18 protein-coding genes and 2 pseudogenes are annotated in these 19,348 nt (G+C 70.1%); 7 read left to right on the forward strand and 13 right to left on the reverse strand.

Features of this window, described 5'->3' with window-relative positions; all coding sequences use genetic code 11:
- The first annotated feature begins 87 nt into the window (after nucleotides 1–87).
- A complete protein-coding gene (locus OHA11_RS03100) occupies nucleotides 88–750 on the forward strand; it encodes a class F sortase (RefSeq protein ID WP_266506902.1) in 663 nt (220 codons plus the stop codon).
- Between the two features lie 74 nt (nucleotides 751–824).
- On the opposite strand, the gene OHA11_RS03105 is transcribed toward OHA11_RS03100, so the two are convergent.
- Complete coding sequence (locus OHA11_RS03105) at nucleotides 825–1,715, reverse strand: polysaccharide deacetylase family protein (protein WP_266491691.1); 891 nt, start codon at nucleotides 1,713–1,715, stop codon at nucleotides 825–827.
- Between the two features lie 101 nt (nucleotides 1,716–1,816).
- Nucleotides 1,817–2,068 (reverse strand): annotated as a pseudogene (locus OHA11_RS03110) (amino acid--tRNA ligase-related protein); the annotation flags it as partial.
- 388 nt (nucleotides 2,069–2,456) lie between these two features.
- On the opposite strand from OHA11_RS03110, the gene OHA11_RS03115 reads away from it, so the two are divergent.
- Nucleotides 2,457–2,918, forward strand: coding sequence for a universal stress protein (locus OHA11_RS03115; RefSeq protein ID WP_266491693.1), 462 nt, complete (start codon nucleotides 2,457–2,459; stop codon nucleotides 2,916–2,918).
- A gap of 4 nt (nucleotides 2,919–2,922) precedes the next feature.
- Here the strand turns inward: OHA11_RS03115 and OHA11_RS03120 are convergent.
- Nucleotides 2,923–3,183: pseudogene (locus OHA11_RS03120) on the reverse strand (CapA family protein); the annotation flags it as partial.
- A 369-nt stretch (nucleotides 3,184–3,552) separates the two neighbouring features.
- Here OHA11_RS03120 and OHA11_RS03125 point away from each other — a divergent pair.
- The 3 genes from OHA11_RS03125 (at nucleotide 3,553) to OHA11_RS03135 (ending at nucleotide 5,618) form a co-directional block, all read left to right on the forward strand.
- Nucleotides 3,553–4,098 carry a sigma-70 family RNA polymerase sigma factor gene (locus tag OHA11_RS03125; protein WP_266491694.1) on the forward strand — a complete coding sequence of 182 codons (546 nt, stop codon included), beginning with the start codon at nucleotides 3,553–3,555 and terminating at the stop codon, nucleotides 4,096–4,098.
- Nucleotides 4,099–4,235: 137 nt separating this feature from the next.
- Nucleotides 4,236–4,751 (forward strand): hypothetical protein, encoded by a 516-nt coding sequence (locus tag OHA11_RS03130; protein ID WP_266491697.1) that lies wholly within the window; start codon nucleotides 4,236–4,238, stop codon nucleotides 4,749–4,751.
- Nucleotides 4,752–4,946: 195 nt separating this feature from the next.
- Nucleotides 4,947–5,618 (forward strand): anti-sigma factor, encoded by a 672-nt coding sequence (locus OHA11_RS03135; RefSeq protein ID WP_266491699.1) that lies wholly within the window; start codon nucleotides 4,947–4,949, stop codon nucleotides 5,616–5,618.
- A gap of 103 nt (nucleotides 5,619–5,721) precedes the next feature.
- Here OHA11_RS03135 and OHA11_RS03140 read toward each other — a convergent pair whose 3' ends face one another.
- Both OHA11_RS03140 and OHA11_RS03145 read right to left on the reverse strand, forming a co-directional pair.
- Nucleotides 5,722–6,585: an Fpg/Nei family DNA glycosylase gene (locus tag OHA11_RS03140; RefSeq protein WP_266491701.1), complete on the reverse strand. Its 864-nt coding sequence runs from the start codon at nucleotides 6,583–6,585 to the stop codon at nucleotides 5,722–5,724.
- Nucleotides 6,586–6,616: 31 nt separating this feature from the next.
- A complete protein-coding gene (locus OHA11_RS03145; protein ID WP_266491702.1) occupies nucleotides 6,617–8,692 on the reverse strand; it encodes a SpoIIE family protein phosphatase in 2,076 nt (691 codons plus the stop codon).
- Between the two features lie 280 nt (nucleotides 8,693–8,972).
- Between OHA11_RS03145 and OHA11_RS03150 the strand changes: the two genes are divergently transcribed.
- Nucleotides 8,973–10,394 carry a lipase maturation factor family protein gene (locus OHA11_RS03150; RefSeq protein ID WP_266491704.1) on the forward strand — a complete coding sequence of 474 codons (1,422 nt, stop codon included), beginning with the start codon at nucleotides 8,973–8,975 and terminating at the stop codon, nucleotides 10,392–10,394.
- Here OHA11_RS03150 and OHA11_RS03155 read toward each other — a convergent pair.
- Genes OHA11_RS03155 through OHA11_RS03190 form a run of 8 tightly spaced genes read right to left on the reverse strand, consistent with a single transcriptional unit; the run spans nucleotide 10,382 to nucleotide 18,337 of the window.
- Nucleotides 10,382–11,251 (reverse strand): amidohydrolase, encoded by an 870-nt coding sequence (locus OHA11_RS03155; protein WP_266491709.1) that lies wholly within the window; start codon nucleotides 11,249–11,251, stop codon nucleotides 10,382–10,384. The two genes, OHA11_RS03150 and OHA11_RS03155, sit on opposite strands and share 13 nt — an antisense overlap.
- Nucleotides 11,248–11,562: an L-rhamnose mutarotase gene (locus OHA11_RS03160; RefSeq protein ID WP_266491711.1), complete on the reverse strand. Its 315-nt coding sequence runs from the start codon at nucleotides 11,560–11,562 to the stop codon at nucleotides 11,248–11,250. Before OHA11_RS03160 ends, OHA11_RS03155 begins: the two co-directional genes overlap by 4 nt.
- On the reverse strand, nucleotides 11,559–12,575 hold the full coding sequence (locus OHA11_RS03165; RefSeq protein WP_266491714.1) for an aldo/keto reductase: 1,017 nt from the start codon (nucleotides 12,573–12,575) through the stop codon (nucleotides 11,559–11,561). The genes OHA11_RS03160 and OHA11_RS03165 overlap by 4 nt, the downstream gene beginning before the upstream one ends.
- Nucleotides 12,575–13,330: an SDR family NAD(P)-dependent oxidoreductase gene (locus OHA11_RS03170; protein WP_266491715.1), complete on the reverse strand. Its 756-nt coding sequence runs from the start codon at nucleotides 13,328–13,330 to the stop codon at nucleotides 12,575–12,577. The genes OHA11_RS03165 and OHA11_RS03170 overlap by 1 nt, the downstream gene beginning before the upstream one ends.
- Entirely contained in the window at nucleotides 13,327–14,676 is a 1,350-nt protein-coding gene (locus OHA11_RS03175; RefSeq protein WP_266491717.1) for an L-fuconate dehydratase, read from the reverse strand. The genes OHA11_RS03170 and OHA11_RS03175 overlap by 4 nt, the downstream gene beginning before the upstream one ends.
- A gap of 49 nt (nucleotides 14,677–14,725) precedes the next feature.
- Nucleotides 14,726–15,760, reverse strand: a complete 1,035-nt coding sequence (locus OHA11_RS03180) for an ABC transporter permease (RefSeq protein ID WP_266491719.1) — start codon at nucleotides 15,758–15,760, stop codon at nucleotides 14,726–14,728.
- The gene (locus OHA11_RS03185; protein WP_266491721.1) at nucleotides 15,753–17,255 is read right to left on the reverse strand and encodes a sugar ABC transporter ATP-binding protein; all 1,503 of its coding nucleotides are present in this window, start codon (nucleotides 17,253–17,255) and stop codon (nucleotides 15,753–15,755) included. Before OHA11_RS03185 ends, OHA11_RS03180 begins: the two co-directional genes overlap by 8 nt.
- A complete protein-coding gene (locus OHA11_RS03190) occupies nucleotides 17,252–18,337 on the reverse strand; it encodes a sugar ABC transporter substrate-binding protein (RefSeq protein ID WP_266491723.1) in 1,086 nt (361 codons plus the stop codon). The genes OHA11_RS03185 and OHA11_RS03190 overlap by 4 nt, the downstream gene beginning before the upstream one ends.
- A gap of 164 nt (nucleotides 18,338–18,501) precedes the next feature.
- On the opposite strand from OHA11_RS03190, the gene OHA11_RS03195 reads away from it, so the two are divergent.
- Nucleotides 18,502–19,224, forward strand: a complete 723-nt coding sequence (locus OHA11_RS03195; protein ID WP_266491726.1) for a FadR/GntR family transcriptional regulator — start codon at nucleotides 18,502–18,504, stop codon at nucleotides 19,222–19,224.
- Nucleotides 19,225–19,348 lie beyond the last annotated feature (124 nt).

Below are 19,348 nucleotides of genomic sequence, written 5' to 3' on the forward strand. Positions count from 1 at the left end.
TCTCCCGTCGCCCTGTGAGCGTGCTGCACTTAGCGTTCTCGTATGCGCGACGGACGTGGCGACGGCCGCGTCGAGAGGGGATGGCGAATGTCCGTGTCCGAGCTGGCCGAAGAGGAGGAGCGCCCCAAGAAGCGCGTTCCTTGGGGCGTGATAGCGCTTGTCCTGCTGACCGGCCTGGCTCTCCTCCGGAATGGTTCGGGAGAGTTCGACGTGGGGCCCCCGCAACCCGCGACGGCCGCCGCCGCGGACAGCCGCACCACCGACCTGGCCCGCACGAGCGCTCCGGTTCCGCTGACGTTCTCCGTGGCCGACCGCATCAGGATTCCGGCGATCCGGGTCGACGCTCCCGTCACGCCCGTGGGCCTCGACATGGCGGGCTGGGTGGACGCGCCGCCGCCGGAGGACCCGAACCTCGCGGGCTGGTTCTCGGGCGCGGTCTCGCCCGGCGAGAAGGGCACGGCCGTCATGGTCGGCCATGTCGACAACAAACAGGGCCCCGCCGTCTTCTACGGTCTCGGGGCCATGAAAAAGGGACATCAGGTGGAGGTCCTGCGCAAGGACGGAAAGACCGCCGTATTCGAGGTCTACGGCATCGAGGTGTTCGAGAAGAACAACTTCCCCGGAGACCGTGTCTACGGAAACACCGGAAATCCCGAATTGCGTGTCATCACGTGCGGCGGCGGTTTCTCCAAGCAGAACGGCTACGACGGGAACGTCGTCGTGTTCGCCCGCCTGACCGAGGTGCGCTGAGCGCATCCCGGCCGGGTGGGCCAAAGCCCGCGGAGTTCCACGGAACCTCTCCCTGTTCCGTGGAACTCCGCGTTTTACGTGAACCGCCGCCGGGGCACGGTGACGTGATATCCCGAGTCCAGCAGCCGGGGCAGATAGTCGCGCAGCGCTTTCACGCTCTGCGAGCGGTCCCCGCCCGCGTCGTGGCCGAGGACGACGACCCCCGGGGCCGCGCCCTTGATGACCCGGCTCTCGATCGCGCGGGCGCCCGGCGACATCCAGTCGAGGGTGTCGACGGTCCAGGCCAGGGGCTCCATGCCGAGTTCGGCGCCGATCTGGAAGGCGGCCCGGTTCCAGGCCCCGTACGGCGCCCGGAACCAGCCGGGCCGCTCTCCGCACCCCTCCTCGATGACATCGCAGGTGCGCTCCATCTGGGAGCGGATCTCGGACCGGGTCAGCCGGGTCAGCAGCGGGTGGGACCAGGTGTGGTTGCCGACCACGTGTCCCTCGTCGGCCATCCGGCGCAGCATGTCCAAGTTGCCGACCGCCATTTCGCCGCACACGAAGAACATGGCGCGCACGTCGTGGGCCTTGAGCGCGCGCAGGACCTGCGGGGTGTAGCGGGGGTCCGGCCCGTCGTCGAAGGTCAGCACCATGGTCCGGCCGCGCCCGGACATGCGCAGGAACGGCTCGTGCCGTACGAGGGTCCTACGGGCCGGGCCGCGGACCGGCCCGTATCCGGCGATGGGCTGGAGACGGTAGGCGGAGGGTCTCAGGGCCGCGCGGTTCGCATTGGCGCCGGCACCTGCACCGGCACCTGCACCGGCACCTGCACCGGCACCAGCGGCGGGAGCTGTGGCGGACCGGACCGGGGAGCCCGGGTCGGCGGTGAGCACGTGTACCGTGCCGGCCGCCCCCGCCGCTCCCAGCACGGCGGCGCCGGCCAGCAAGGCCCGGCGCCGCGAGAGGAACTGATCCTTTTTCATGAGTAATCAGTCGCCCGACCGGCGTGCGACTCAGCACAGAGACACCGGAGCGGACGCACGAAAGCACCCGTTGGGACCAGCCCCCGGCGACCGGGAGCGGCTCAGCGGCGGCGTACGAGCGGGAAGGGCAGCGTCTCGCGGATGGTGAGCCCGGTGAGGAACACGACGAGCCGGTCGACGCCGATACCGAGCCCTCCGGTGGGCGGCATGGCCTACTCCAGCGCGTCGAGAAAGTCCTCGTCCAGCTCCATCGCCTCCGGGTCTCCCCCGGCGGCGAGCAGTGACTGCGCGGTGAGGCGCTGGCGCTGCTCGACGGGGTCGGTCAGCTCGGAGTAGGCCGTGCTCAGCTCGGTGGAGAAGAACAGCGGGCGGGACGGCCGCCCGTCGAAGACGCCGCCCGAGATGAGTCCGCCGCAGACCCGGCCGGCGGCCCACAGCAGCCGCCGGCCGCGCGGCAGGGTGATCAGAGGTAGGCGACGACCAGCCACCAGGCGATTTTCCGAATCCCTCGGGCACCTTGCTGAGCGGACCGCCCCGTGACGGCCGTATCGGCCCTTTGGTGTCCTTCGCAGTTGCTGCCTCTGGTTGTCCTTCGCACTTGCTGCCTCGGCGCCGGCACTCATGCTGTCGACTGCAGGAAGAGCGGGGCCGTGCCGCCTGTCGAGCACGGCCGTCCGCGCGGCCCGACGGCAGCGGGACCGGACGGCTGCCGGACCCGTTGCTTCCGATAGCCTCGGCGCCGTGACGGAACACCACCCCCACCAGTTCGAGCGGGGCACCGACGGGCCCAAGGTCATCGTGGTCGGCGTGGACGGCTCCGACTCCTCGCTGCGTGCCGCGGCCTACGCGGCGGGTCTGGCCCGGCGCCAGCGGGCGCTGCTCGCGCTGGTGTACATCCAGCCGGTGATGGCGGCCGGCGCCGCACTCGGTGTTCCGGTCGCCGCGACGACCGACGAGATCGCCGAGGACCTGGTCCGGCAGATCCGGGAGGGGACCGAGCAGGTCAAGGGCATATTCGATGTGCGCTGGGAGTTCCACACCTTCCACGGCGACCCCTACAACGGGCTCGTCTCGGCGGCGGACCAGCTGAAGGCGGACGCCGTCGTGGTGGGTGCGTCCGAGCAGGCGGGGCACCGGATCATCGGTTCCGTCGCGATCCGGCTGGTGAAGGCGGGGCGGTGGCCGGTGACGGTGGTGCCGTAGAGCAGGACACGACCACGACGTCGGCGCCTGCCTTCCTGACGGCCCGGGCGTCCGCGACGATCCGGTCGGGGTGGATGAGGTTGACGGCCCAGGGTTTCCCGGCCGACAGCCGGAAGCCGTTCGTGCCGTACGTGTACGCGAGGTGGGCGACCGTGGCGGAGCCCGTCTGCCTGATCGTGGGCGCGCTCGCCTCGGCCGCGCTGCGGGCGGCCCACGCGTGCCGCACCCCGGCCCGGTCGAGCACATCGAGGGTGCGGTGGATGCCGCGAAGACAGATCGCCAGATCGGCTCGGGCCTCGACACAGCACATGACCGCGCGAGCGGCTGTTGTCTGTCGGGTGCGCGGTGCCCTCGACATCCTCGGCCTCGCCCCCATACGACCCATTGCGGTCATATCGAAGCAGGAACTGACATGTGGCCACATAACGGCGCCAGTGAGAGTCAAGAAGGCGCCACTGTCACTGCCCCGTACGGCGTTTCAGGACGGGGCCATTAGGGCGAACCGGGGCGCGTAGGCGGAGGCATCCCTCCCGGTTGACCGTTCGTCGTACCGTTCGTCGACGGGTTCGACCGTCTGCCGACGAGCCGTGTCCATGGCCTGTCCCGGCGGGTCGCCCTGCGCTGGCATACGGCCATGACGGCCGCCACGACCATGACCAGCAGGACGACCGCCGAGCACGAGCTGGCCGATTTGCAGCGGGAGCACGGCGCACCGCTCTTCGCCCTGATGCTGAGGCTCTCCGACGGGGACCGCCAGCGCGCCGAGGATCTGGTGCAAGAGACGTTCGTGCGCGCCTGGCAGCACCCAGAAGCGCTGCGCGCCGACGACTTCGACTCCGTACGCCCCTGGCTGCTGACGGTGGGTCGGCGGCTGGCCATAGACGCGCGGCGGGCCCGTCAGGCGCGGCCCGCCGAGGTCGGGGACGCCGTACTGGAAAGCGCGCGGGTTGCCGCCGATCACGCGGAACGCTCCGTGGCGACCCTCGATGTGCGAGAGGCTGTGAAGACACTCACTCCCGAGCACCGGGAAGTCCTGGTGCAGGTGTATTTCCGGGGGGCGAGTGTGGCGGAAGCCGCCGAGGCCCTGGGGATTCCGCCCGGTACGGTGAAGTCTCGCGCGTACTACGCGCTGCGCGCCCTGCGCCGGGTTCTTCCGGGATACGCGGCCGACCTGCGGTGAAACCGAAGGCCGAGTCAAACCTCCGTAAAGCGCCTTGCCGTGGACCATGGTTGAGCAATCAGCTTGTCTTCATCCGTGTTCCGGACTGGGGGCCCGGGTTCGGGCTACGCGCACGCACCGGAGGAAGGCAGGAAGGGATGCTGCACAGAGGTCAAGAGAGCACGGACGGCGCGGGTGGTGGTGAACTCACCGTCCCCATGGCGTGGTTGTACGCCGAGTACATCGCCGACGAACTGCTGCGGACGGGCGACCTGATGCCGCCCACGTCCTTCGAGTTCCGCGCCGGGCGCGACGCCCTGGCGCTCACCATCTTCCTGTCGGACACGAGCGGTGAGCTCTCCGGCATCCGGGTCGTCTCGCAGCTGGAGACATGGCTGTCGCTCACGGCGTACGACCAGCCGTGGCAGGACTGGGTGCGCGAGCGCATGGCCAAACTCGCCACAGAGGCGATCGATGCGGGTGGTCCGGCGCCGGACCTGGACCTGGCGACGGCGGCCTGGCGCTGGCTGGAGGAGACCGAGCTGCTCGCACCCGACCTGGACGCCGTACCGGGCGGCGGTCCGGTCATCGGGGAGGACGACGGCCCGAAGGTCTGGACACCCGCCTGGCAGCTGGGGCTGCCGCTGGGGCACCTGGCGATCCATCTTTTCTGAGCGGTTTTCCGACACACGTCCCCCACCAACTACCCTGACCAGTTTTTTCTGAACCTCGACCAATCCGCGGGCCCGTCCGCTCCGAATCTCTTCGTTCGTTTCCTACGGGACTTGAGTGATTCGGCAGTCTCCTGCGTACCGGTGGGCAAGCAACTACTCCCCGCACACACACCCCATCGGCACCGAGGATTTGGTATGAGGTCGCTGGAACGCCACCGCGACGTCGGCGCATATGCGCTCGGCGTGCTGGACGAGGCGGATGCCTTCCGCTTCGAGGACCACCTCACGGAGTGTCCCCAGTGTGCGGTTCAGATACATGAACTGGCAGCCACCACACGGTCGTTGCGGGCATACGCCCAGGCGACGCCCCGTGCGGTGCATCCCATGACGCAGGCCGGGCCGGCCCTGCTGGACCGGCTTCTGGACGATGTCGTCTCGACGCGCCGCAGCGGACGCAGGCGCTGGCTGTACGCGGTCGCCGCCGCCGTGGTGTTCGCCGTCGGCGGGCCCGCGGTCGCGGTCTTCACCGGGGACGAAACTTCGAACGGCGAGACGGTCGCTGCGACCGACCCGTCGTCGGGGATGTGGGCCGAGGTCACCACCCTGAACCGCGCCTGGGGCAGCGAAGTGGACCTGAAGGTCAAGAACGCGCCCAGTCTCCTGCGCTGCCAACTCGTCGCCGTCGGCCGCGACGATTCGGAGCAGGTCGTACTGAGCTGGACCGTGCCCGAGAAGACCGGCGCGGCGGCCGACGCCAAGCCGTCCGAGCCCATGCAGGGCGCTGCGGCGCTGCATGCCGACGAGGTCGCCCGCTACGAGGTGCGCAACCCGGACGGGGAGCCGCTGGTGACGCTCAAGGCTCGCTGAGGCGGGGTCCGAGACCTCGTACGGCTCCGTACGGCCCCGTACGGAGCGGGTGTCCGAGACTCGTGCTCGGGCGCCTGACGGCCGGTCGCGGTCGGCCGTGGGCTTACTTCAGGAACTTGGACATCCGGCGGTCCGCGAGGGGCTTGCCGCCCGTCTGGCAGGTCGCGCAGTACTGGAGGGACGAGTCGCTGAAGGAGACCTCGCGGATGGTGTCGCCACAGACCGGGCAGGGCTCTCCCGTGCGGCCGTGGACGCGCAGGCCGCTCTTCTTCTCGGCCTTGAGCCGGCCCGCGGCGATTCCGTGGGAGCGCTCGACGGCGTCGGCGAGGGTCGTCCGCAGCGCCTCGTACAGCCGCCCTGTCTCCTGAGGCGTCAGGGCCGAGGCGAGTTTGAAGGGCGACATCTTCGCGGCGTGCAGGATCTCGTCGCTGTAGGCGTTCCCCACTCCCGCGATCAGGCTCTGGTCGCGCAGGGCGCCCTTCAACTGCCGCCGCTCGCCGTGCAGGAGCTTCGCGAACCGGGCCTCGTCGAAGTCGGCGGCCAGTGGGTCCGGGCCGAGCCGGGCGACACCGGGGACCTCGCCCGGATCCCGGACGACGTACACCGCAAGCCGCTTCTGGGTGCCGGCCTCGGTGAGGTCGAAGCCCTCGCCGGTCTCCAGGGCGACGCGCATCGCCAGCGGGCCCTTGCCGGGCCGCGGCTGTCCGTCGGGGAGCCGGTCCTTCCAGTGCAGCCATCCCGCGCGCGCCAGATGCGTCACGAAGCGGGGCCCGCCGTCCGTCTCCAGATCCAGAAACTTCCCGTGCCGGTGCACGGCCACGACCTCATGCCCTTCGAGAGCGCTGAGCGGCGGCTCGTACGTCTTCAGCACACTGATCGCGACGGGCAGCACCCGCACGATCTCGTGACCGACCAGATGATCGGCCAGGAAATCCTTCAACGCTTCGACCTCGGGAAGCTCCGGCATGAAACCAGGGTGCCACCCGTCGGCCCTCCGCTCACTCCCGGTCGGGCACCAGGAACTCGCACCACACGCACTTGCCACCGCCCCGGGCCTCCACCCCCCACACGTCCGCGAGCCGGTCGACCAGGAGCAGCCCCCGCCCGGAGACCCCGGACTCCCCCGCCTCCCGCCGCCGCGGCAACGCACTGGACACGTCCTCGACCTCCACACGCAGCCGCCGGTCGGGCCCGGCGAGGACGCGCAGGGTCACGATGGCGGAACCCTCCGTATGCATCAGGGTGTTGGTGATCAGCTCGTCGGCGACGAGCTCGATCTCGTCGGCCTTCTCCCGCGCCCCCCAGGCACGCACGGCCGCACGGATCATGTGCCGCGACTCGGCGAGCGCCTCGGGGTCGCCGGGCCCGACGTGCTGCTGGAGCCGGCCTCCGGAGCGCTGCGCGTCGAGGCCGAGGCGCCGCATCAGGAGCAGCGCCACATCGTCCTCGCCGCCGCGTTCCTCCGCCACGTCGATGAGCCGGTCCGCGAGGTCGCGTACGTCGTCGGGGCCGGTGGAGATGAGCGCGCGCAGGGTCTGCATGCCGTCGTCGAGGTCGATCCCGGGCTGTTCGACCAGGCCGTCGGTGCACAGGAGGAGGGTCTGGCCGGGGTCGAGTTCGAGGGTGTTGACCGGGTATTCGAGGCGCCCGAACAGGGCGGACAGGCCGAGCGGCAGGCCCCCTTCGACCTGCAGTCTGCGGCAGCTGCCGTCGGGGTCGCGGACGAGCGGGTCGATGTGGCCAGCCCGGACGACCTGCATCACACCGGTGGACAGGTCGACCTCCGCGTACAGGCAGGTCGCGAAGCGCTCGGTGTCGAGTTCGTGGAGGAAGACGGAGGCGCGGGCCATCACCGTGGCGGGGGTGTGGCCCTCGGCGGCGTAGGCGCGCAGGACGATGCGCAGCTGACCCATGACGGCCGCCGCGTGGGTGTCGTGGCCCTGCACGTCGCCGATGACGGCCCCGACGCGGCCGCCGGGCAGCGGGATCACGTCGTACCAGTCGCCGCCGATGTCCCGGCCGAGGGAGCCGGAGCGGTAGCGGACCGCGATGTCGGCGCCGGGGACGCTGGGGATGGAGCGCGGCAGCATGGCCTGCTGGAGGCCCTGGGCGAGGTCCTTCTCCTGCTCGTAGAACATGGCCCGCTGGAGGCTCTGCGCGATGCTGCTGCCGAGCGCGACCAGGACGTTGCGCTCGTCGGCCGAGAAGCCGTTGCGGTCGTTGTAGAGCAGCCCTATGGCGCCGATGGGTCTGGCCTGCACGATGAGCGGCAGATAGGCGGCCGAGGTGATCTCCAGACCGGTGATGTGCGGCCAGAGCAGCGGGTACGACTCGGCGAACTCCTCCGGCGACTCGATGAAGCGCGGGGTGAGCGTGCGCACGGCCTCGCTCATCGGGTACTGCTCGTCTATCCGGGTGACCAGCGTGCCCGGCACGAAGCTGCCCTGGGGGCCCTCGGCGACCAGCCGGATGCGGCCGGCCTCGACCAGGCCCATGACGAGGCTCGTCGCGCCCAGGTGGCTGACCCCGTGGGTGTCCTTGAGGACGTCGATGACGTCCTGGACCGTGTGGGCGTGCGCGAGGGCCGCGGTGGTGATCTGGACGACGTTCGTCTGCTGGCGGCGGGCCTCATCCAGGGCGGCCCGCTCGCGGCGGGCCTCGGCCTCGCTGAGTTCCTGCGTGGCGTCGCGGATGATGCCGATGATGCGGCGCGGGCGGCCCGTCTCGTCGCGCCTGATGTAGCCCTGGGTGTGGGTCCAGCGCAGGGTGCCGTCGCGGCGGCGGACGCGGAAGTACGCCCCGTAGTTCTCGCTGCCGTCCTTGATGGCCCGGGAGACGTGGGCGTCGAGGCGGCGGCCCTCGGTCGGCGGCATCCTGGTGTTCAGCGTCTCGGGACGGCCGTCGTATTCGTCGGGGCGCACGTCGAAGATCTCGTGGGCCAGGGCATCCATCTGGAAGATTCCGGTGTCCAGGTCCCAGTCGAAGCTGCCCATGTGGTTGAGCGCCAGGATCGGGTCCGGGTGGGCGGGCCAGTCGTCCGGGAGTGACAGGGCGCTCGCTCCCCGATCAACCATGGGCCCACCTTGCCAGGATTTGGGTGATTATTCGACCCGTGGGACGCCGCCGGGGCCGCTCGGCCGACGGACGTACGAAGGGTTCCGACGGACGTACGAAGGGTTCCGCACGGGCGCGCCTAGTCGGGGATCAGGCCGCCACCGTCGGTCCATTCCGGACCATTCCGGTCCACCTCGGCCCGTCCGAGCAATATGTCCACCATTGTCTGCGTCGGTCCTGGGAACCCCGCAAGCCGGAGGGACATACAGCGTCACCATGGAAGGGAAGGGAGCAGACTCCGTGGAGTGGTTCACAGCCCCCGAGTACTGGATGAGCCGGCTGGTCCTCCAGAAGGCTCTGGCCGTGATCTATCTCGTCGCGTTCCTGGGCGCGGCGCTGCAGTTCCGTGCGCTGATCGGCGAGCGCGGGATGCTTCCGGTGTCCCGGTTCGTGGCGCGGGTGCCGTTCCGGCAGGCGCCGAGCGTGTTCCATCTCCACTACTCCGACCGCTTCTTCGCGGCCTGGGCGTGGACCGGCTGCGCGGTGTCGGTGGCGCTCATCGCCGGGCTGGACGGTCAACTGCCGCTCTGGGGCGGCATGGTGCTCTGGCTGATGCCCTGGGTCCTGTATCTGTCGATCGTGAACGTCGGCCAGACCTGGTACTCCTTCGGCTGGGAGTCCCTGCTCCTGGAGACCGGCTTCCTCGCCGTCTTCCTGGGCAACGACGAGGTCGCCCCGCCGATCGTGGTGCTCTTCCTGCTGCGCTGGATCCTGTTCCGCGTCGAGTTCGGGGCGGGCCTGATCAAGATGCGCGGCGACGCGTGCTGGCGCAAGCTCACCTGCCTGGACCACCACCACGAGACCCAGCCGATGCCGGGCCCGCTGAGCTGGTTCTTCCACCATCTGCCGAAGCCGCTGCACCGGGTGGAGGTCGCCGCCAACCACTTCACCCAACTCGTCGTGCCCGTCCTGCTGTTCGCCCCCCAGCCCGTCGCCACGGCCGCCGCGTCGCTGATGATCCTCACTCAGCTGTGGCTGATCCTGTCCGGCAACTTCTCCTGGCTGAACTGGATCACGATCGTGCTGGCCTTCTCGGCTCTGGAGCTCCCCGGCTCGGCCCCGGACGTCCCGGGCGCCCCGCTCTGGTACGAGGTCGTGGTCCTCGCGGTCGCCGCGCTGCTCGTGACGCTGAGCTACCACCCGGTGCGCAACATGATCTCCCGCCGCCAGATCATGAACCGCTCCTTCGACCCACTCCACCTGGTGAACACCTACGGGGCGTTCGGCAGCGTCAGCCGTATCCGGTACGAGGTGGTGGTCGAGGGCACGGCCGACGCCGTACCCCACGATGACTCCGACTGGCGGGAGTACGAGTTCAAGGGCAAGCCCGGCGATCCACGGCACTGGCCGCGCCAGTTCGCCCCGTACCATCTGCGGCTCGACTGGATGATGTGGTTCGCCGCGCTCTCCCCCGCGTACGCCGGAACGTGGTTCGGCGTCCTGGTGGAGCGGCTCCTGGAGAACGACCGGGACACGTTGCGGCTCCTGCGCCGCTCCCCGTTCCCCTCGGACGCGCCGCCCCGGTACGTCCGCGCCCGTCTGTTCCGCTACCGATACACCACCTGGCGGGAGCTGCGGGAGACGGGCGCCTGCTGGGAGCGGACGTACGTAAGGGAGTTCCTGCCGCCGACACGGCTGGACGTGGTGGCTCAGAGGCGGTAGACGCGCTTGGCGGTGCCCTCGAAGACCTGTGTGCGGTCGTCGCCGCTCAGGTCCGGCGTGAGACCGTCGGCCATGAGCGCGACTCCGCCGTACGTCGTCGCCAGCGTGCAGACCGGCCAGTCGGAGCCGAACATGAGGCGTCCCGGGCCGAAGGCGTCCAGCACGGTGTCCGCGTAGGGCAGCATCTCCCGCCGCCGCGCCTGCGCCGACCGCCGCTGCGTCCGGTCCGTCTCCGTCACCATCCCCGACAGCTTGCACACCGTGTTCGGCAGGGCGGCGAGCGCCCTGATGTCGGAGGCCCATGGCTCCAGTTCGCCCGAGGCGATGGGCGGCTTCCCCAGGTGGTCGAGGACGAAGGTGAGACCTGGCAGTGCCGCGGCCGCCTTGACGCAGGCGGGGAGCTGATGGGGAAGTACCACGAGGTCGTACACGAGTCCGGCCCCCGCCACCGCGCTCAGTCCTCGCTGAACATCCGGGCGCAGCAGCCACTCGGGGTCCGGTTCGCCCTGGACCTGGTGGCGGACGCCCTTCAGGTACCGGCCGCCCGGCAGCTCGCGCAGGCGGGCCAGCTCGTCCGCGACACCAGAGCGGGTGAGGTCGGTCCAGCCGACGACCCCGCCGATCAGGTCGTGCTCCTCCGCTAGGGCCAGGAACTCCGGGGTCTCCTCCGCCACCGTGACCGTCTGGACGAGGACGGTCCGGGTGACCCCGGCGGCGCGTGCCTCCGGCGCCAGGTCGTCCATAGTGAAGTTCCGTCTGATGGGCGCCAGTTCGGGGCCGGTGATCCAGTCCTGGTCCCGTACGGAGAGGTCCCAGACGTGGTGGTGGGCGTCGATGGCGCCCGTGTGTACCGTCACGGCAGTTCCCACACGACCGGCAGCTCCGCCTCCGAGCCCTCGGACGAGTAGTCGTGCACGACGTCCAGCAGGTCCGCCATCCGGGCCTGCCAGGCGATGTTGATCGGCACTTTCTCCAGTTCGAGAAGGAGTCGCGGGTAGTCCTCGCACTCCAGGACATGGAAGAGGTCGGTGCCGCTGCGCCAGATCGTCCAGGAGGTGGCTCCGGCGGCACGGATCGCGTCCGTGAGGTCCTTGGGAACCTCGCGGTGGGCGGTCTCGTACGCGGTGACGCGGTCGGCGCGGACCTTGGTGTGCAGGGCCACTCTCATGACGGCTCCTTCGCCTTCGACGAGCTCTCGCCTGGTACGGGGGCGTCGGCCGGCAGCAGCTCCGTGTCCCGCAGTTCCTGCCAGAAGGCCGCGGGCACGGGGGCCGTGAACTGCCTGACGATGTCGTGGACCTGGTCCGCCGAGCGGGTGCCGACGAGGACGCTCGCGACGGCCGGGTGAGCGAGCGGGAAGGCGAGGGCGGCGGCGCGCAGGGTGGTGCCATGGCGTTCGGCGACAGCCTTGATCCGCAGGGCCTGGTCCAGCATCTCCTGGGACGCGGACGTGTAGTTGTACGTCGCTCCCGGCTTCGGGTCGGCCAGGAGACCGGAGTTGAAGGCGCCGCCGATGACGACGGACGTGCCGCGTTCCTCGGCGGACGGCAACAGTTCGGCGAGGGCCCGCTGGTCGAGGAGCGTGTAGCGGCCCGCGCACAGCACCACGTCGACGTCGGTGTCGCGGACGAAGCGCGTGAGCATCTCGGCCTGGTTCATGCCGGCGCCGATCGCGCCGACCACTCCTTCGGATCGCAGCCTTTCCAGCGCGGGGTAGGCCTCGCCGAAGGCCTGGGAGGCATGGTCGTCCGGGTCGTGCAGATAGACGACGTCGACCCGGTCCAGTCCGAGCCGTTCCAGGCTCTCCTCCAGGCTGCGGCGTACGCCGTCGGCACTGAAGTCCCAGACACGGCGGTGGGTGGCGGGCACGGCGAAGCCGTGATCGAGGTCGTCGCCTCCTCCGCCGAAGGGCTCCAGAAGGCGCCCCACCTTGGTGGAGACCGTGTACCCGGACCGGCCGCGCAGCATCGCTCCGAGGCGCCGCTCGGACAGGCCGACCCCGTAGTGCGGTGCCGTGTCGAAGTAGCGGATCCCCGCGTCCCAGGCGGCGTCCAGGGCGGCGTACGCCTGCTCCTCGCTCACCGGCCGGTAGAGGCCGGCGATGCCCGTGGCGCCGAAGGCCAGCTCGGTGACGTGGACGCCGGACCGCCCCAGGGCTGCGGACCGCGCCGGGGTGCCCATCAGGACCCCACCGGACGCAGTCGCAGCCCCTGCATCCCGCCGTCCACGGCGAGCGCGGTGCCGGTGGTGGCGCCGGACAGCGGGCTCGCCAAGTAGGCGACGGCGCCCGCGACTTCGGACGCCGAGACGAGGCGGCCGGTGGGCTGGCGGGCCTCCAGGGCGGCCCGTTCGGCGGTGGGGTCCGTCGCGGCGTCGAGGAGGCGGCCGACCCAGGGGGTGTCGACGGTGCCGGGGTTCACGCAGTTGACGCGGATGCCCTCGCGGACGTGGTCGGCGGCCATGGCGAGGGTCAGCGACAGGACGGCGCCCTTGGACGCGGAGTACAGGGCGCGCTGCGGGAGGCCCGCGGTGGCCGCGATGGAGCAGGTGTTCACGATGGTCGCGTGCGAGGACTTCCGCAGGTGCGGCAGGGCAGCACGGGCGGTGCGGACCATGCCGACGACGTTGACGTCCAGCACGCGGTGCCAGACCTCGTCGTCGTTGTCCTCGACGGTGCCCTGCGCGCCGATGCCCGCGTTGTTGATCAGCACGTCGAGGCCGCCCAGGTCGGCGGCCGCGGCGGCGACGGCCCGGCGTACGGACTCGTCGTCGGTGACGTCGGCCTGGTAGCCGAGCAGGGGCTTCTCCACGCTCGTGGGGTCCAGGTCGAGGACGGCGACCTGGGCGCCGCGGGAGGCGAGGAGTTCCGCGGTGGCCCGGCCGATGCCGGAGGCCCCGCCCGTCACCAGGGCCTTGAGACCCTCGAAGTCGCTCATGCCGCCTGCCCCTTCTGTCGGTCGAGGTCGGCGGCCCAGAAGGTGCCGCCGGGGAACGTGAACTCCGCGATGGACTCCGGCCGCATGGTCGCCGAGAAGCCCGGTGAGGTGGGTGCCATGTAGTGACCTTCTCCGATCACCACGGGGTCGAGGAAGTGGGCGTGCAGATGATCCACGTATTCGATCACCCGGTCCTCGGTCGTGCCGGACAGTGCCACGTAGTCGAACATCGAGAGGTGCTGGACGAGTTCGCACAGGCCGACGCCGCCCGCGTGCGGGCAGACGGGGACGCCGAACTTGGCGGCGAGGAGCAGGATCGCGAGGTTCTCGTTGACGCCGCCGACGCGGGCGGCGTCGATCTGGAGGACGTCGATGGCGCCCGCCTGGAGCAGCTGCTTGAAGATGATCCGGTTCTGTACGTGCTCGCCGGTGGCGACCTTGACCGGGGCGATCGCCTTGCGGATCGCGGCGTGGCCGAGGACGTCGTCGGGGCTGGTGGGCTCCTCGATCCAGTACGGGTCGAACTCGGCGAGTGCCTGGGTCCACTCGATGGCCTCGTCGACGTTCCAGCGCTGGTTGGCGTCGATGGCGATGCGGATGTCGGGGCCCACGACGGAGCGGGCCACCCGGCAGCGGCGTACGTCGTCGGCGAGGTCCGCGCCGACCTTCAGCTTGATCTGGGTGAAGCCGTCGGCGACGGCCTGGCGGGCCAGCCGGGTCAGCTTCTCGTCGGAGTAGCCGAGCCAGCCGGGCGAAGTGGTGTAGCCCGGGAAGCCGCGCTCCTTCAGCAGCGCGGTGCGTTCCGTCGCGCCCTCCCGGCCCTCGCTCAGCAGACGGAGGGCCTCCTCGGGGGTGAGGACGTCCGCGATGTAGCGGAAGTCGACCTGGGCCACGAGCCATTCGGGCGTGGCGTCGGCGAGCAGCTGCCAGAGCGGCTTGCCGGCGCGCTTGGCGGCCAGGTCCCAGGCCGCGTTGACGACGGCGCCGATCGCCATGTGCATCACGCCCTTCTCGGGCCCGAGCCAGCGCAGTTGGCTGTCTCCCGTCAGATCCCGGCTCAACGTCCCGGGGTCCGCGCACAGTTCGTCCACCGGCCGGCCCAGGATATACGGGCGCAGCGCCTCGATCGCGGCGACCTGGACATCGTTGCCCCGCCCGATGGTGAAGGTGAACCCGTGCCCCTCAAGACCGTCGGCCGTGTCGTCGCTGTCCGTACGCAGCACGACGTACGCGGCCGAGTAGTCCGGGTCCGGATTCATCGCGTCGGAGCCGTCGAGCTCACGCGAGGTGGGGAAGCGGATGTCGTAGGTGTCAACCGCGGTGATGCGGGCGGCAGATGAGGACACGGAAGTGCCTTTCGGTCCGGGACACAGGGGCGTACGAAATCGACGGCGGTCAGTCCTGGGCGCGGCCCGTCGTAACTCGGGCGATCATCAGGGCAACCAGGATGATTCCGCCGTAGATGGCCTGGATCCAGTGAGCCTGAACCTGGGCTTGGGTGAGCACGTTGTCGACAACACCGAGCAGCAGTACGCCGGTCAGTGCGCCGAACATGGTCCCCTTTCCGCCGTCCAGGCTGATGCCGCCGATCACAGCGGCCGCGAACACGGTGAAGATCATGTTCTGGCCCTGGTTGGCGCTGATGGCGCCGACATAGCCGGTCTTCATGATGCCGCCGACCGCCGCCAGGAGGCCCGCCGTGATGAACACCCCGAGCATCACGCGGTCGACGCGGATACCGGCCGCGCGGGCCGCTTCGGGATTGCCGCCGATGGCGTAAAGAGCGCGACCCACACGGTGGTAGCGAAGTATGACGCCCGCGACGGCGAAGGCCACCGCTGCCAGCCATACGGAGATCGGCACGTGCAGGAACGTGGTGGTGGCCATGGAGAAGAAGGCGTCCGGCATGTCGAAGAGTGTCTTGCCCTCGGTCGCGCCGACCAGGACGCCACGCAGGATGATCAGCATCGCAAGGGTGACGATGAACGCGTTGAGCTTCAGCTTCACCACAAGGAAGCCGTTGAAGGCCCCGATGGCCGCACCGACCAGCAGAATGGCCACCATTGCGAGCCATGTGGGCAGATCGGTACCGAAACCCGACTTGGCCGCCGGTAGAACCAGCAGCGCGCCCACCGCGGGCGCGATGCCGACCACCGACTCCAGGGACAGGTCGAACTTGCCCGTGATGAGTACCAGCGCCTCGGCCAGGACCACCATCGCCAGGGCTGCCGAGGACCCGAGGATCGAGATCAGATTATTCTCGGTGAGGAATGCGTCGTTGACGATCGTCCCGATCACCATCACCACGAACAGTGCCGGTACAAGCGCGAGTTCGCGAGCCCGACGCAGCAGCACCGTCTTTGCGGCGTGTGCGTCGGGCGGCCGTACAGAGGTGGAGGCCGAGGCCGACGGGGCCTTCGTGTCAGCCATGGTGGTCCACTCCTTCGATGGAGGCGATCAGCTCGTGGTCGCGCCAGCCCGCCGGGTGCTCGGCGACGACGCGGCCGTGGAAGAGGACGAGGACGCGGTCGCAGCGGCGCAGGTCGTCGAGTTCGTCGGAGACGACGAGGACGGCGGTTCCGTCGTCACGGGCCGAGTCCATGCGTGAGAGCAGGGACTCCTTGGACTTCACGTCGACGCCGGCGGTGGGGTTGATCAGGACCAGCAGCCGGGGCTCGGAGGCGAGGGCCCGGGCCATGACGACCTTCTGCGCGTTGCCGCCCGAGAGGTCGGACACGGGCTGGTCGGGCCCCTCGGTGTGGATGTCGAGGCGGTCGATCAGCTCGTCGGCGAAGCCCCTTCTGCGCTCGGTGCCGACGAATCCGTACCGGCCGAGGCGCTCCAGGACGCTCATCGTGGCGTTGTCGCCGACGGTCATGCCGAAGACGAGACCCTGCCCGTGCCGGTCGCGCGGGACACAGCCGACCCCCGCACGCAGGGCGGCCGTCACATCGCCGAACGGCAGCTGCCTGCCCTCCAGTTGGGCCGTGCCACCGGTCGGCGTGTGCAGTCCCGCGAAGGACTCGGCCAGCTCGATCTTGCCGCTGCCGCTCGATCCGGCGAGGCCGACGACCTCACCACCGCGCACGGTGAGGTCGATGCCCTCGTACGACTCCGAGGTGAGCCCGTGCGCTTCGAGGACGACGGGCGCGCCGGCGTCCACGTCGCCACGGGCGGCCTTCTCCTCCACGGCGGCGATGGACTCCCCCGCCATGGCCTCTACCAGGGCCGCCCGCGGCAGCTCGGAAACCGGGGCGGTGGTGATCCAGCGGGCGTCGCGCAGGACCGTCACGGTCTGGCACACCTCGTACACCTCCTGGAGGTGGTGCGAGATGAACAGGAACGTGACGCCGGACTCCTGGAGCGCGCGCATGCGGGTGAAGAGGCGCTCGATCTCCCGGTTGTCGAGCTGGGCGGTCGGTTCGTCGAGGACGATGAACCGGGCGCCGAAGCTCAACGCCCGGGCGATCTCCACCATTTGGCGGTCCTCGACCTTGAGGTCGGCGGTCCGAGCCTCCGGGTCGACGCGGACGTCCCAGGTGTCGAGGACCTCGGCGGCCTCGGTCTTCAGCCTGCGCCAGCTGATGAAGCCGCCGCGGCCCTGCGGCTGGCGGTTGATGAAGAGGTTCTCGGCGACCGTCAGCTCGGGGACGACGGTGGGCTTCTGGTAGACGCAGGCCACCTTGCGCCGCCAGGCGTCCCGGTCGGTGAGCGCGGGCGCGGGCTCGCCGTCGAAGCTGACCGTGCCCTCGTCGGGGGCCTGGAGGCCGGTGAGGACGGTGACGAGGGTGGACTTGCCCGCGCCGTTGCGGCCGACGAGGGCGTGGGACTCGCCGGCGTGCACGGTCAGCCGGCCGTCGGCGAGGGCGACGGTGGGGCCGTACCGCTTGGCTATCCCCCGCGCCTCAACGAGTGGTGTGCTCATGTGACCGTGTTGCCCCACAGCTCGGGGTCGTCGACGTTCTCCTTGGTCACCAGCGGCGCGGGCAGCTGGTCCTCAAGGATGCCGCTGGGCAGCTTGACGATCTCGGAGTCGTGGTCGGTCGGGCCCGGCTTGAAGGTCTTCCCCTCCATCGCGGCCTTGATGTAGTACAAGCCGTACTTGGCGTAGAGGTCGGCCGGCTGCGAGACGGTGGCGTCGATCTGGCCCTTGCGGATGGCGTCGTACTCCTGCGGGATGCCGTCGTTCGAGACGATCGCGATGTGGCCCTTCTGGCCGACCGTCTTCAGCAGGCCCTTGGACTTCAGGGTCTGCAGTGTGGGTGCGAGGTAGACGCCGCCCGCCTGCATGTAGATGCCCTTGATGTCCGGGTTGGCGTTGAGGAGCGTGTCCAGCTTGGAGGCCGCCGTGTCGGACTCCCACTTGGCGGGGATCTCCAGGACCTTCAGCTTCGGGAACTTCTCCTTGACGCAGGTGCGGAAGGCCTCGGAGCGGTCCCGGCCGTTGACCGAGGCCAGGTCGCCCATGATCTGCACGACCTTGCCGGAGGGGATCTGCTTGCCGAGGTACTCGCAGGCCTTCTCCCCGTACGCGACGTTGTTGGCGCGTACGACCATCGCGACCTTGCCCTTCTCGGGCGCCACGTCCACGGCGACCACGGGCACGCCCTTGCGCTCGGCCTGGTCGAGCCCGGCGGAGATCGCGGCGCTGTCCAGGGGGGCCACGACGAGGCCCTTCACGCCCTGGTTGAGCTGGTTGTTGATGTCCGTGATCTGCTGCGACGGGTCGCTGTTGGAGTTCACGGTCTTGAGGGCGTCGACGTCCTCGGTCTTCGCCATCTTGGGCACGTAGTCGTTGTACGACTGCCAGAACGGCGAGGTCAGCAGGGGCAGGATCACCCCGACCTTCCCGCTGCCGTCACCTCCACCGTCACCGGACGAGGCAACGTTGTCCTTGGTGCTGCCGCATGCCCCGAGTACGAACGTGGCGCAGGCGGCCACTGCCGCCGCGCGGACCGCCCGCGAGGTGTGTCGCCCGTTCCGGTACCGCACAGTTCTGCCGGCCATCTATCGGCTCCTCATTGAGCGTGATCGAGCAGGTGCCACGCATATTTATCAGACCACTTCCCCCTAACGACACCCCTTGGCCGCGATTTTTCGCGGTTTTCATGCGTAGTGGTCCGACCACCTGAGTGGTTAGACTGCGGCGCACCCGGCGACAGGAGGACATAGTGGACGAGAGCCTGCCCCAGGGGACGACGACGGCCCCGCAGAAGGGGACCGTGACGCAGCGCGCCATCGACCAGATCAAGGCGATGATCGGCGAGGGCCGTCTGGAGCCGGGCGCACGGCTGCCGACCGAGCGCGATCTGGCGTCGCAGCTGGGCATCTCGCGCAGCTCCATGCGCGAGGCGATCCGGGCGCTCACGGTGCTGGGCGTCCTGGAGGCGCGGCACGGGTCCGGGATCTACGTCACGCAGCTGGAGGCCGGGGACCTCCTGGAGACCTTCGGTGTGGTCGCGGACCTCTCCCGGGGGCCGCGGCTGGTCGAACTCCTCGAAGTGCGGCGCATCCTGGAGTCGACGGCGACCGCGCTCGCCGCCGCTCGGATCACCGCCGACCAACTGGCCGAGGTGGAGAAGCACTTGACGGCCATGAACGCGACGGACGACCCGGAGGAGATCCTCTCCCACGACCTGGCGTTCCACCGCGCCATCGGGGTCGCCGCGGGCAACGACACGATGGCGGCCATTCTGGAGGGGCTGTCCTCGCGGACGTTCCGCGCCCGGGTGTGGCGCGGTTACCAGGAGGAGGGCGCGTTCGAGCGCACCCGTCGGGAGCATGCGGCGATCCATCGTGCGCTTGTTGCCCACGATCCGGAGGCGGCGCGGGCCGCTGCCGCGGCGCATGTGGGTGAGGTGGAGCAGTGGTTGCGGACCCAGCTCCAGCCTTAGGAGGCTGGAGCTGGGTCCGAAGGCCGGGTCGTGGGGAGTCTGCGGGCCGGTGGGGGCTTGTCGCGCCCACACGGCGGAGCCGCACATCGATACAGCCCCGCGCCCCTGAGGCATGCGCCCCTGA

Origin of the sequence: Streptomyces sp. NBC_00878, assembly GCF_026341515.1 — a bacterium.
In the GTDB taxonomy this organism is placed as follows: Bacteria; Actinomycetota; Actinomycetes; order Streptomycetales; family Streptomycetaceae; genus Streptomyces.